Annotated in this window: 14 protein-coding genes; 2 read left to right on the top strand and 12 right to left on the bottom strand. The window is 62.4% G+C overall.

From position 1 onward, the window contains the following. On the top strand, positions 1-800 hold an 800-nt coding region (locus RIF72_RS06180), incomplete at its 5' end, for a helix-turn-helix domain-containing protein (RefSeq protein ID WP_309073972.1). A 62-nt stretch (positions 801-862) separates the two neighbouring features. Here the strand turns inward: RIF72_RS06180 and RIF72_RS06175 are convergent. The 8 genes from RIF72_RS06175 to RIF72_RS06140 all read right to left on the bottom strand — a co-directional run bounded on the left by RIF72_RS06175 (position 863) and on the right by RIF72_RS06140 (position 7,643). Continuing rightward, positions 863-1,132, bottom strand: a complete 270-nt coding sequence (locus RIF72_RS06175) for a hypothetical protein (RefSeq protein WP_309073971.1) — start codon at positions 1,130-1,132, stop codon at positions 863-865. Between the two features lie 23 nt (positions 1,133-1,155). Next, entirely contained in the window at positions 1,156-1,956 is an 801-nt protein-coding gene (locus tag RIF72_RS06170; protein ID WP_309073970.1) for an SDR family NAD(P)-dependent oxidoreductase, read from the bottom strand. Between the two features lie 34 nt (positions 1,957-1,990). Continuing rightward, positions 1,991-3,769 (bottom strand): N-acetylglutaminylglutamine amidotransferase, encoded by a 1,779-nt coding sequence (locus RIF72_RS06165; RefSeq protein WP_309073969.1) that lies wholly within the window; start codon positions 3,767-3,769, stop codon positions 1,991-1,993. 113 nt (positions 3,770-3,882) lie between these two features. Continuing rightward, on the bottom strand, positions 3,883-4,722 hold the full coding sequence (locus RIF72_RS06160) for a gamma-glutamyl-gamma-aminobutyrate hydrolase family protein (protein WP_309073968.1): 840 nt from the start codon (positions 4,720-4,722) through the stop codon (positions 3,883-3,885). Between the two features lie 109 nt (positions 4,723-4,831). Beyond that, positions 4,832-5,629, bottom strand: a complete 798-nt coding sequence (locus RIF72_RS06155; RefSeq protein ID WP_309073967.1) for a carbon-nitrogen hydrolase family protein — start codon at positions 5,627-5,629, stop codon at positions 4,832-4,834. 60 nt (positions 5,630-5,689) lie between these two features. Beyond that, the gene (locus RIF72_RS06150; protein WP_309073966.1) at positions 5,690-6,157 is read right to left on the bottom strand and encodes a MepB family protein; all 468 of its coding nucleotides are present in this window, start codon (positions 6,155-6,157) and stop codon (positions 5,690-5,692) included. A 28-nt stretch (positions 6,158-6,185) separates the two neighbouring features. Beyond that, entirely contained in the window at positions 6,186-6,668 is a 483-nt protein-coding gene (locus tag RIF72_RS06145; RefSeq protein WP_309073965.1) for a hypothetical protein, read from the bottom strand. 24 nt (positions 6,669-6,692) lie between these two features. Further along, positions 6,693-7,643 carry an A/G-specific adenine glycosylase gene (locus tag RIF72_RS06140; RefSeq protein ID WP_309073964.1) on the bottom strand — a complete coding sequence of 317 codons (951 nt, stop codon included), beginning with the start codon at positions 7,641-7,643 and terminating at the stop codon, positions 6,693-6,695. A 135-nt stretch (positions 7,644-7,778) separates the two neighbouring features. Here RIF72_RS06140 and RIF72_RS06135 point away from each other — a divergent pair, with 135 nt between their 5' ends. Beyond that, on the top strand, positions 7,779-8,501 hold the full coding sequence (locus RIF72_RS06135; RefSeq protein WP_309073963.1) for a hypothetical protein: 723 nt from the start codon (positions 7,779-7,781) through the stop codon (positions 8,499-8,501). Between the two features lie 20 nt (positions 8,502-8,521). Here RIF72_RS06135 and disA read toward each other — a convergent pair whose 3' ends face one another. The 4 genes from disA to RIF72_RS06115 form a co-directional block, all read right to left on the bottom strand. Beyond that, a complete protein-coding gene (gene disA, locus RIF72_RS06130; protein WP_309073962.1) occupies positions 8,522-9,598 on the bottom strand; it encodes a DNA integrity scanning diadenylate cyclase DisA in 1,077 nt (358 codons plus the stop codon). Positions 9,599-9,887: 289 nt separating this feature from the next. After that, positions 9,888-10,511 (bottom strand): Pr6Pr family membrane protein, encoded by a 624-nt coding sequence (locus RIF72_RS06125; RefSeq protein ID WP_309073961.1) that lies wholly within the window; start codon positions 10,509-10,511, stop codon positions 9,888-9,890. A 54-nt stretch (positions 10,512-10,565) separates the two neighbouring features. Beyond that, the gene (gene radA / locus RIF72_RS06120) at positions 10,566-11,939 is read right to left on the bottom strand and encodes a DNA repair protein RadA (protein WP_017197019.1); all 1,374 of its coding nucleotides are present in this window, start codon (positions 11,937-11,939) and stop codon (positions 10,566-10,568) included. Positions 11,940-11,978: 39 nt separating this feature from the next. Continuing rightward, positions 11,979-13,106, bottom strand: coding sequence for an FUSC family protein (locus RIF72_RS06115; RefSeq protein ID WP_309073960.1), 1,128 nt, complete (start codon positions 13,104-13,106; stop codon positions 11,979-11,981). Between the last annotated feature and the right edge of the window lie 32 nt (positions 13,107-13,138).

Below are 13,138 nucleotides of genomic sequence, written 5' to 3'. Positions count from 1 at the left end.
GTTCGTTCAAGGGCATCCTGTATCCGGCAAGACTGCCCACCTTTCACCGCATCCCGGCCCCGGCGTCCGTTGCTGACCTGGTGCAATGGTTCTGGATTCCGGAGTGGGACATCGAGCCCGGCCGGTCATCCCGGCAGCACGTGATCGCCTACCCCACGTCCAATCTGGTGGTGCAAGGCGAAGTTGTAGAATTCTCCGGTCCCACTACCCGGGCGGCCTATCGCGACCTGACCGGCAAAGGTTGGGCGGTGGGCGCTCTTCTCCGCCCGGCAGCGGTGCCACTGTTCACCGACAGGCCGGGAGCCCTCCGCGATCAGGAAGTGGCATTAGCGCTGGCAGACCTTCATGGAGCCGTGTCGGCAGCCATGACCCCGTCGCTTGGTGACACGCACGACGGCGGCGCTCGCCGGGAGGGGGCGGTGGAAGCCTTTGTTGCGTGGCTGGTTTCCCTTGAGTGTGAAGCATCCGAGGAGGCCTTGCTCGCGAACCGGATGATGGATCTGATTGCTTCCGAGCCCCACGTGCTCCTGATCGAGGACGTGGCATCCCGTCTCGCCGTGTCTCCGAGAACCCTGCAGAGAATTGCCGGAAAGTACGTCGGGCTGAGTCCCTCCGCGCTAATTCGGCGTCGAAGATTGCAGGATGCGGCTGAGCGTACCAGGTCCGACCCAACAGCGGACCTTGCCGCGATCGCCGTCGAACTTGGCTACGCCGACCATGCGCACCTGACGAACGACTTCCGGAAGTACCTTGGCTTCACGCCAAGTGGCTACCGGAAGTCGTTCGGCGAGGGGCCGTGAAGGCCGGGGCGTCTGGATAAGGATCCGTCAGCGGCCCTCTTCAGAGTCGTCGTCTGAGGTGTTCATAGTCCGCGCTGTGCCAGGTCCGCTTCTTCGGAGGCCTCCGAAGGCAGGGGCTCCGTGGCATCCGGGGCGTCGCTGGGAGCGTAATCAGCAAGGCCTGCGGCGACGCGTTCCTGCTCCGCGGCTTTCTCGTAAACGTCGTCGTCGATGTCCTGAGGCATCTTGCCGTGGCCGGAACGGACGGGATTCGGCAAGGCGTCGTCCTGTGGAACGATGACGTCGTCGACGGCTTCGCCGGCGGTGTTCTGTTCTTCATTGGGGTTGGACATAGCCACTCCTTCTGTTCTGGTTCTTACTTGTCTTTTCCGGATCCTGGCTCGCTGAGTTTGCGGTTGTATTCGGCTCCCGCGGCGTCGGGCACGACGTTGCTGCCCAGGCCCATGGTGCGGGACTTGAGGGAGCCGCCCAGCACCTTTCCGTCACCGTCCATCAGGGCCTTGAATCCCTGTTCCGCGACCAGCGCCGGATCGTCTTTCTCGTCCGCGCCCACCTTTGTGTCCAAGAGATCGGCCCGTTCAAAGAAGTCCGTCTCCGTTGGTCCAGGCAGAAGGGTGGTGACAGTGACCCCTGTGTCCTTCAGTTCATTGCGCAGTGCTTGCCCGAAGGACTGCACAAAGGCTTTGGATGCGCCGTAAATGGCTTGAAAGGGTGCCGGTGCACGGGAAATGACCGAGGAGGTGAACAGGATTTTCCCCTTGTTGCGTTGAACCATGTCCGACGCGACCCATTTGGCGATGACCACCGTAGAGGTGACGTTCAAGTCGATCGTCTTGAGTTCTGCTGAGAGGTCAGTTTCCACGAAGGGTCCGCCCACTCCGATGCCGGCGTTAATGGCGACTGCTTCCAGCGGCCGGCCCAAGGCTGTGACTGCAGTGTGCAAGCGATTCATGCCTTGCTTGTCAGTGAGGTCAATCTGTTCCGCGTACACCTCCCCGCCGAGGCCTTTCAGTTCCTCTGCGGCCGTGTGGATCTTGTCGTTTTCCGCCACGATAACGGTGTCGAATCCGTTGCTGAGGAACTGCCTTGCCAATTCGAATCCGATGCCGCTTGAAGCACCTGTGACCAAGGCGAGTGGCCTGTCAGTGGTGGTCATGGTCGTTCCTTTCAGTGGTGGTGTGATTCCGGCATCAGCCCACACCATGGCTTTGGAGCCACATTTCCAGGAGTGCCACCTGCCAAAGGACGTTGCTGTTCACCGGTGTTCGACGTTCGTTGGGATTAGCCAGCAGGCCTTCGATGAAGTCAGAGCGGAAAAGGCCGCGTTGTTTTGCCTCGGGGGCGTGAAGGGCGTCGCCCACCATGGTGATGAACGGTTCCTCCAAATGCCTTAATGCAGGTACCGGAAAGTACCCTTTGGGCCGGTCCACTACCTCATGGGGCAGGAGCCGGCGCCCCAGGTCCTTAAGGATGCCCTTGCCGCCTTGGGAAGCCTTTAGCTCGGGCGGGCAAGCGGCGGCCAGCTCCACCAAATCCTGGTCCAGGAATGGAACACGGGCCTCAATGCTCCATGCCATGGACATGTTGTCCAGCCGTTTCACGGGATCATCCACCATCAACAAATGGGTGTCCAATCGCAGGACGGCATCCAATGCCGTGTCGGCACCCGGGGCCGCCAAGTGGGTCGCCAGGACGTCCCGGCTGGCATCTTTGCCAGCCCACCATTCGGGTTCCACCATTTCGGCTAGTTCCTGGTTGCCGTGGTCTACGAACGCCGCGGTGAAAGTATTCAGTGCCTCATCCCGAGTCACGGAAGCCAGGGGTTGGTGGTATCTGTAACCAGCGAACACCTCATCAGCTCCTTGGCCACATTGAACCACCTTGAGGTGTCGGGACACGGCTTCGGACAACAGGTGGAAGGCCGTCACGTCATGGCTGGCCATCGGTTCCGACATTGCCGCGATGGCGGTGGGAATGGCGGGAGCGAAGTCAGCAGTGTTGACGTGGAGCCGCTCGTGGTTGCTCCCGAAAGTCTCCGCAATCCGGTCGGAGTATTCGAACTCGTTTCCGGAATCACCGCCGGCTCCATCAAATCCAATACTGAAGGTGGACAGCCCGTGCTGGCCCTGCTCGGCGAGTAAAGCCACCAGGAGGCTTGAATCGAGTCCTCCCGACAAAAGGACACCTACTGGCACATCGGCAACCATCCGGCGTCGTACTGCTGTTCGAAGAGCCTCGGCAATGGCATCCTGCCAATCCTCGGCGGACCAGTTGGCGTGCTGTTCCTTCCGCGTGTATTCGGGCTTCCAGTACTCCCGGTCCCGCCACGTGCCGTCCGGCCTGACGGTCCGGATAGTGGCGGCGGGAACTTTGGCGACGCCATTCAGGATGGTCCGCGGGGCGGGGACGATCGAGTGCCAACTGAGGTAGTGGTGAAGGGCGACCTCGTCCAGCGACGTGTCTATCCCGCCGGAAGCAAGGATGGCCGGCAAAGTCGAGGAGAACCGCAGCCGCCCCGGGAGAGGGGCAACATAGAGGGGCTTGATACCCAGCCGGTCGCGAACCAGCAGCACCTCATTGCGTCGGGTATCGGCAATGGCGATCGCAAACATGCCCGTAAGGTGGTGAACAAAGTCGTGGCCCCACTTTTGGTACGCCTTCAGAATCACCTCGGTGTCTGATGTTGACCGGAAGGCGAACTCCGGCTCCAGTTCCCGGCGCAGTTCCTTGAAGTTGTAGATGCAGCCATTGAACGTGATGGCCACATTGCCATCATCCACCATGGGCTGCGTACCTGCTGGGGAGAGGTCGATGATGCTGAGGCGCTGGTGGCCCATCGCCACCCAACCCGCGTCCCAAGTGCCCCGTCCGTCCGGCCCCCGGGAGGTCATGGCCCCCATCATGTCCAGGACTGAATCCCTGGACGCCCGTCTACCGCTGAAAGCTATTTCGCCTGCAATTCCGCACATCGTCATTCCTTGGCAGAGCTGTGGGCTAACTGCTTAACCTCTGAACTAACCCCAATAGTAAGCATGCTTACTTATCGAGGGCAAGGGGAATTACAAGGATGCAATGCTTTCCATCAAAGTGTGGGCAGGTCTTCCGACGTCAGGGACGGTGTTCCTTCCAGTGCCTCATTCAGGTCAGCCGTGGCGGAAGAGGATGTCACCGGGACCAAGCGTGAGAGGTACTTTCCGCGTGCTGCTTCAATGAAGCCACGGAACAGGCCGAATTCTTCCGGAAGCTCCTCAGGGTGCCACTGAACGCCTACCGTGAAGGTGTTTGCCGGATATTCAATGGCCTCTACAATCTGGTCCTCGCTCCATGCTGAAGCCACGAGTCCCTCGCCGAGCATGTCCACCGCTTGGTGGTGCGATACCGGGACGGCGTCCAGGCCCAAACCGGTCAGCCTCGCCAAGGTGGACTCCGGGCGAACCATGACGGGAATCAGGTTGAACTGGTAGCCGCCCAGCTGATACCTGCCGTTACCAACCACCTCCGGGAGGTGCTGATGCAGGGTGCCTCCCAGGGTTACGTTCAACAGCTGCTCACCCCTGCAGATGCACAACAAGGGGATATCCTGCCGAATGGCTTCACGGATAAGAGCCTGCTCCCAGGCGTCCCGTTCCGGACGCGGCTCATCAGTCTTTTCATGGCGTTCCTGACCATACAAACCAGGATCAACATCCCAGCCCCCCGGAATGACCAGCCCGTCCAAGCGGCTGATGAGAAGCTCGATAACCCCTGCTGTGACTGGTTGTGGCGGCAGCAGGATCGGTACACCCCCCGCCGCCGTAACGGGGGCCAGGTAGGTTTCCGGAAGGAACGCCGCATTTACCGTGCCACAACCGTCAGTGCCTGCCTGTTCAAGGTAGGTGGTGAGCCCGATGACGGGTTTCATTGCGGTGTCTGTGGTTTCCATGGGGTCCTTCCGGGGCAAATCTTCCCTTAAATTCTAGGACGCGAGACGCGGCCGAATGTTTCGTTGCTGTCAAAATCACATGTCAGTCCGATCACGCCCGGCCGGGTTCTCAAGGCTCCCTCGGGACCACCCTGAAGCGGCGGTTGAGCAGCGACGGAACCCGCCCACGAACCTCCGCTATTCGCTCGGCAGTCAAGTCGCAATAGATGACGCCCGGTGATTCGCCGGCATTGGCCATGACGACCCCGAAAGGGTCCACCCCGATGGAGTAGCCGGTAGCAAGGGGGCCTGTCTGGTTAGCGGTGACCACGTACGCAGTGTTCTCAATGGCGCGTGCGCGGACCAGCGTGCTCCAGTGATCTTCCTTGCCCGGGCCCACGATCCACATGGCTGGCAAAAGCAGGACGTCAGCGCCGGCATCCACCAGTAACCGGGAACTTTCGGGAAACCTGAGGTCGTAGCACGTGAGCATTCCGAAGTGCAGGCCGGCGATATTCAGCAACTCCGGGTTGGCGATCACGCCAGGGGAGATTCCGGAGCTTTCCGTGTATCCGAAAGCATCATACAAATGCACCTTCCGGTACGTAGCCTGCACGACGCCGGCCCCGTCAATGGCCACGAGCGTGTTGAATGGCAGACCGTCAGGATTTGCCTCGGTGGTTCCCACAACCACCGGCAACCGAAGATCCTTGGCTGATGCTGCCACACCACTGATAAACGGGCCGTCCAAGGGCTGGGCGACGCTGGCCAGGATAGATGCGGGCTCGTTGCTGGCGTAGAGGCTGGACTCAGGAAGTACCAGAAGCTCGGCATCACCCCGGGCGGCCGCGGTCATCAACTGCCTGACCTCTTCGAGATTGCGCTGGGGATCGGTCCCCGCACTAAATTGCCCGGACGCGATTCTCATAAGACAAGAGTGCCGTTTAGCCGGCGGTCAGTGAACCCCTTGTTGATCAGGTCGGGGTGATCAGTCTGGAACGTGATCCCTAAAGAACCCGCACTGCCACTGCTGGGTCCGGGCGGCCTGCCGGTTGCTGACCCCGGACCAGGGCGGATACACCCGGAAGCCACGCTTTCCGCCGGTGCCGTTCACAGACATAATCCCGTGCTTGACCAGCGCCGATTTCGGGAAAGCGAAGTAACCTGCCCTAGGCCCTTCCCGGACTGTTATCACCAGCAAATCCGCGCCGTCTTCGGCAGGGAAAGGCTCAGTGGACCCGTCCTCGGCGCGTCGCCAAGCGGCAACAAACAAGCCCACCTTCGCGGGGGTCAGTTTTCCCACCCGGAACCGGATCTGTTCCTGCCCGAGGCTGGCGACGGCGGCGCCGTACTCATGATTTTCTGCCTCGGGTACCGGTGTTGCAGGGAATCCGGAGGACTGGCTGAGGACCCGCAGTGCCTCGGTTACGTCCGGATGGAAATCATGGTCAGGCACGCTCCCATCCTATGGTGCTAGCTACGCCCTACCGCTGCTGCAACCCCTCACGGTCCAGCATCACGCCCGCGGAAATCACTCGTCCACACTGTTCGCCGTAGGGGTACTCGCCCTTGGGCGTAAGGGTCACGGCGCGCGCCGGCAACGCGATACCAGCCTGGGAAGTGCCTGTCACGCTCGCCTCAAGGGGAGTCTCGGAAAGCGCCGGAAGTTCGAGAAAACCCTGAAGGGTTCCGTCCGGCGACGACGTTGCCGAGCACACGCCGTCCGGAGTGCAGCCTTGGTCCACGGCGGTCGCCCCGGGGTTCAACAGGACGTCCTTCTCAGTGCAGATGCCATCCTGACACGCTTTCAACCGAAGCGAAGCAACGTCGTCTGCGTAGTTGGCAGCGACGGTCACGGAAACGCCCGCCACGTGCCCGATCGCCGGGCAGCCCACCGGCTCGGCGAGGCATCCAGGAAGAAGAGCTGCGGTCCCTACAAGGGTTAAAGCCACGCCGATTCTGCCCATGCTTCAGAGTAAGGCCTGCCGCACCTACGCTGGAAGCCGCAGACCGCCGTCGTGCATTTCTGCCAAACCGTCCATCAAGAGACCCTCAAGTGCCCGCTCCAGCTGCTCGGGCGCCGAGTTAAGCCGATGCAGTGCAGCGAGCGGGACGCCGACGCCGGAAGGCGCGAACCCCAAGTCCGCCGGCGCTTGCTCAAACATCACCCGCGGGACTGGCGTGGCAGCTTCACGGAGGACGGCCATCACGGCGCCGCGTACTTGGCGGTCCGTGCCGTGCCAGGACTGGCCCTTCGGGGTGTACGACGGCGGCGGCTCACCGGCCACGAGCCAGGCGCAACTGGAGCGAACAGGACAGTCACTACATTTGGGGCTGCGGGCGGTACAGACCATTGCACCGAGTTCCATGACGGACGCGTTCCAGCGCACGGACAACTCCCGGTCACCGGGCAGGAGGGCGTCGGCCAGCCGCATCTCCCCGGCGGTCAAGGCCGTAGCGGGTAGGGCAGTTCCGGAGATAAGCCGCGCGTGGACGCGCCGGATATTGGTGTCCACCACGGTTTCGCGGCGGCCGAAAGCGAAAGCTGCGACGGCGGCTGCTGTGTAATTGCCGACGCCCGGTAGCTCCAGAAGTTCGGTGTAATTGTCCGGCACCTGGCCGTCGTGCTGCTCCCGCATTGCGACGGCGGCAGCGTGCAGTCGCAGGGCCCGGCGCGGGTAGCCGAGGCGACCCCAATGGCGGACTGCTGCGCCCGACGGTTCGTCGGCAAGGTGGGCAGGTGTGGGCCAGCGTTCCATCCAGTCCAGCCACACCGGGAGCACCCGGACAACGGGAGTCTGTTGGAGCATCACTTCGCTGACCAGGATGCCCCACGGGCTGCAATCGGGCTCGCGCCACGGAAGGTCGCGGGCCGTCTCGGCGAACCACTGATCAAGGGCTTGGTGGAGGCCTGCCAGCTGGCCTGAATCGGGAAGTGTCATGCTGGATTCCACTGTAGTGGATACCTGCGGGCACCACTCTTGGCAGCGCTCATGGCCGACGTCACACAGGCCGGGATTGGGCCCCTGCGGCGTGGAGGTTAGGTGCCCACGCGGCCGCGAGCCTAGCCTAGAACCATGGCCAACAAGGGTAAGCAGCAGTCGACCGCGCGCACATCAGCGCCGGCGAAGGGTGCTGCCCGTGGCTCATCCCGCGCCGGCACACCGGGCAAAAGTACCTCGGCGAACAGGCGACGGCCGAGCCCTGCCGTGTACCGCCGTCGTCGGCAGGTGGTTTTTGGTGCCCTGCTGCTGGTGATTGCCCTCATCGTCGGTGGCGTCGTGGCCCTCACGGGGGCGCTGGCAGGAAACCCGGAACCCCAGGCTGTCAGCACGCCGGAAGCATCAACGGCACCCACGCAGGGGAGTACGCCGACGGGAACAGCTGCGGCGTCGCCGTCGCCCACACCTGTGTGCGACTTCAACCTGATGACGGTCGCCGCCAAGACTGACAAGCCTGCCTACGGCCCGGACGAAAAGCCGCTGCTGACCATGACCATCACCAACGGCGGCACCGCCCCGTGCGAAGTCAACGTAGGCACCTCCCAAATGGAGTATCTCCTGATGAGTGGCTCGGACCGCATCTTCTCGTCAAAGGACTGCCAGACGGGCGGCGAAGACCTCATCAGGACCATCCAACCCGGCAAGAGCGAGACCGCAAACTTCCCCTGGCAACGCAACCGCACGCTTGAAGGCTGCGCCGCGATCACTGCTACGCCGGGGGCTGGCGGCGCTTACTACACGTTTGAAGCGCGCCTCGGGAACAAGTCGAGCCCCAAGGTCGCCTTCCAGCTGAACTAGCAGCTTTCGACGACGGCGGGCTAGAGGAAGCGGTCCAGGAGGCTCGCCTCGGCCATGCGGCTCAGGCCCTCGCGGACTGTGCGGGCGCGCTGGTCGCCGATGCCGTCCACGGTCATGAGGTCGTCGATCGTGGCTGCCATGAGGTTCTGGAGCCCGCCGAAGTAGTCCACCAAACGGTCGGCCACGGCTTTCGGCACGGACTTCAAGCCGGACAGCAGTCGGTATCCCCGGGGCTGCACGACGGCGTCCAACTGCTCCACCCCGCCGGCGAAGCCGATGATGTGGGCAATGCGGCTGAGGTCGATCAGTTCCGTGGGGCCCAGGTTGAGGAGGGCCTGGACGGATTCCTCGATTTCCTCCGGCGTAGCGTTGGGATCGGAGTAGTCCCGGATGATGACATCGCTGCCCGGGCCGCGACCCACGGTGAGTTCTTCAACCTGGAGGGACAGGAGGCGGCCGTCTTCGCCCAATTCCAAGACGTATTGGGCGATTTCCTCGGAGATGCGGCGAACCATTTCCTGGCGTTGCAGGGTGACGGCAACATCCCTGACCGTAACCAGCGCTTCGATTTCGAGGGCCGAAAGGGAACTGGTGACCTGGTCCAAGCGGGCGCTGTACCGTTCCAAGGTTGCGAGGGCCTGGTTGGCGCGGGCGAGGACCTTTTCTGAGCCCTCCAGGACGTGACGCAAGCCGTTCACGTAGAGCGCGATGATTTGCATGGACTGGCTGACGGAAATCACGGGAACGCCTGTTTGGATTGCGACGCGCTCGGCGGTGCGGTGCCTAGTGCCGGATTCCTGGGTTTCAATGCTTGAATCAGGGACCAGTTGGACGGCTGCACGGACAATGTTGCTGGCGTCCTTGTCGCAAATGATGGCACCATCCATCTTGGCCAACTCACGGAGGCGTGTTGGGGAGAAGTCGATGCCAATATCGAAGCCGCCGGAACAGATGGAATCGATGGTGCGATCGTAGCCCAGCACAATCAAGGCGCCGGTGCGTCCGCGGAGGATGCGTTCCAAGCCATCACGCAATGGAGTTCCGGGTGCGACTCTGGCCAAGGTCGCCTTGAGCGACTCTTCCGGACTCCGGGCCATAGGGTTTCCCTTCGAAGGTGCAAGCCACGGCTCACAGACAAGCTGAATCGGGCGTCAGCGCGCGATACCGAAAAATGCCCACATGACGACAAGCACAATGATAGGGCTTCCAGGCACCGTTAACCGCACCAGCAAGCCCCAAAGTGGGTCATTTCGTTATGTTCGGTGATGCCTGGAAGGTGCATTTTCCGAGCTGTCCGACAGGTGTACTTTGCCGAAGTTTCTCTGCTGACATGGGCGAATATAGCTAGTTGCTGTAGTTATTCCGCCATTCCTTGAGCAGGCCTGCCTAGTAATCAACCTGCCGCTTCAGCTTGTTCCCGAGCCACAGCATCGCCAGGCTCACAACGAGGAAGCCGACGGAAATTGCTACGGCAAACACCACCACGCCGCCCCAGCCACCTGCGCGGGCCGGATCGATGAACCAGTACGGGTACCAGTTCACGAACGCTCCGCGTATGAGGCTGTAGGCCAGGTAGCCGATGGGATAGAGCAGCCAATACCAAATGTGCTTGGGACGGAGGGTGGCCCTGGGCGGTTGGAACAACCAGTCCGCAACCATCACCACGGGGATCAGATAGTGGACCACGAAGTTGACCCAGGGGAGCAGGGAGCCGAGGTCCTCACCGGCCAGCAGTGCACCAAACACCAGCCCCACAACGGCCATGGCGATAGTGGCCGTGCCTCGGGTGACGTCATCGATTTCACTGGGTCGCTTTCGGATCAGCACCCGGTAGCCACTGATCAGCAGCACAAGGGCAGCGAAGATGTTGGACAGGTTGGTGAAGTAGCTGAAGAAGTTCCAGGGGTCATAGCCCATGCCCAAATGAACTGTCAGCTGTGTTCCCACGGCCACCAAGGTCAAAAGGCCAAAGAAAAAGCGTCCCCCGATAAGCACATTCCGTTTGGTCATGCCTCTCATCCTCGCCGAACACGCAGCACAGTAGACTCCGACACCCCGGCGTACTTACGTGATCAGCAGTTCCAATGCCTCGGCCAGATGCCCTACTTCACGCACGGAGAAGCCATCCGGGATAACACCGGCGCCTGCCGGGCTGGCCGGAACAATAGCGTGCGTGAACCCGAGTCGGTGAGCTTCCTGGATGCGCTGGTTAATCCCGGGCACGGGACGTACTTCGCCAGCCAAGCCCACCTCGCCGAACGCAATGAGCCGTTGGGGGAGTGCCTTGCGGGACTTAGCCGATGCGACGGCCAGGGCAACAGCCAGGTCCGTGGCCGGCTCCGTCAGCTTCACTCCGCCCACGGTTGCAACATAGGAATCATCCTTATGAAGCATGCAGCCGGCACGCTGCTGAAGCACTGCGAGCAACATGGCAACCCTGGAGCTTTCCAGCCCGCTGGTGGCGCGGCGGGGCTGGGAATTGGCGCTCTCAGCGAGAAGGGACTGAACCTCCGCCAGCAGCGGCCTGCGACCCTCCATGGTTACCGTGATGCAGGTTCCGGAGACGGGCTCCCGGGTCCGCGAAACGAACAGTCCGCTGGGATCGGCCAACCCCTCGATGCCGGCCTCATTGAGGTCAAAGCAACCGACGTCGTCCGTGGCACCGTAGCGGTTTTTCACAGCCCGGAGCAGCCGCAGGCGGGAATGGCGCTCGCCCTCGAACTGGCATACAACGTCCACCAGGTGTTCCAGCAAGCGCGGCCCTGCAATGGTGCCTTCCTTGGTCACGTGGCCCACCAGCAGCGTTGTCATGTTGCGTCTCTTGGCCGCAGAGATGATCGACGCCGCAACCTCACGCACTTGCGAGACACCACCGGCGCTGCCCTCGACGTCCGCACTGCTCAGGGTTTGCACGGAGTCCACAATCAGCAGTTTGGGCTCGAGCTTCTCCACTTGGCCCAAGGCCTGCCCGAGGTCGGTTTCGGCGGACAGATAAAGGGTATGGGCGACGGCGTCGATGCGCTCAGCGCGCAGCTTCACCTGCGCCGCGGATTCCTCACCCGTGATGTAGAGGACATCCTGCCCGGTGCGCGCGAATTTCGCCGCGACGTCCAGCAGGAGCGTGGACTTTCCGACGCCGGGTTCCCCCGCCAGCAGGATGACGGCACCTGGAACGAGCCCTCCGCCCAGGACGCGGTCGAGTTCGTCCACGCCCGTGGGCAGGAACGCCGCCGTGGTCCCATCCACCTCAGCGATACGGCGGGCAGGCTCCAAAACGGTTGCGGCCGCCGTCGTACGCGCTACCGTGGCACCGTACTCCTCCACCGTTCCCCAGGCCTGGCACTCACCGCAACGTCCAACCCACTTGATGGCAGTCCAGCCGCATTCGGCGCACTTGTAGGCGGGTGTTTTGGATGCGCGGGAGGTCTTGGAAGCCATGGGTTCAAGCGTAGTGGCGGCCACCGACAGTATTAGCCGCTACAGCGCTGGCAGCACAGCCCGGGCCTCGTCAGGTTCCATCCCGCTCGCTTCCAAAAGGTCCACCATGAGCGGCCGGAACAGCATGACTACGGTTTCGCCCTCGAGCCTCTGGACGTCCAGCATCTTGGGATGCAGCCGGGCTGCGATATCAGAAAGATCGTTCCTGGCACGGCGGAGATGCACACGGCGGGTACCTTCACTTTGCTCCGACAAGCCGATGTTCATCTCATCAATCGCGGCTGCAGTTTCCTGAAGGACGTCGGAGATACTGTCGATCGCTTCATCGGACAACGCTGCGTGGTTGATCGCACTGGTGAGGCGCCGCGCGAACACCCGGCTGTTACGGAGCGCGAGGTCAATGTATTCCAGCGAATGCTCCAGGCCGGCGAGTTCGTCGCGATGCCTTCGATGGGCCGGAGCCAGGGTGGCGACTTCACCCGATGCCCGCAAAGTCTGCCGCATCCGGTCCACCAAGGGCTGGCAGTTACGGCCGCGGATCAGGGCATGCCAAGCTACGGTGGAGTCACTCTCGCTCATCGCCTTGGCACACTCGCGGAGCACCTCGGCGAGTTCATGCAGGATCTTCTCGACGTCCTTCCGAGGCTCCCGCCGCGGATCCTTCGGCACCAGGATGGTCACCAGAAGCGCAAACACACCACCAATCACGGCGTCCAAACTCCGTGTAAAAGGCCCTCCGGCCGGCGCCGGCAGCAGCACCACCAACAACGACTGCAGTCCCAGCTGGGTGGTGAAAATCGTGCCGCTGTCCAGGAACCGGGCCAGCAGGATGGAGAAAAGAAGCACGACGGCGGCCTGCCAGATCCCGGCGCCCAGCCAGTGAAGCAGCAGGTCGCCAACTACGATGCCCAGGGTGCAGCCGAGGCCCACCTCGATCACCCGGCGCAGGCGAGGCTCGCGGGAGAATCCAAGGGCGATCAAAGACGACGTCGCCGCGAACAGGGGACCTTGATGACCCAGCACGTATTCAGCGAAAGCATAGGCGCCAACGGCGCACACGGTCATCTGTATGGCCGGCGTCAAGGAATTGCGGCTGCGGACCAGGCCCGTCCGGACTCTGGCGCGCAGGAACCTCTTGCTTGCAGAAAATCCCTTCGCGGCAGCCATGCCTTCCAGTCTATTTGCCCAAGCCTCCCGAC

The sequence above is a fragment of the Paenarthrobacter sp. genome, assembly GCF_031180005.1.
GTDB lineage: Bacteria > Actinomycetota > Actinomycetes > Actinomycetales > Micrococcaceae > Arthrobacter.
The sequence above is the reverse complement of the archived record's forward strand: the minus strand, read 5'-3'. Positions and strand labels throughout refer to the sequence as shown.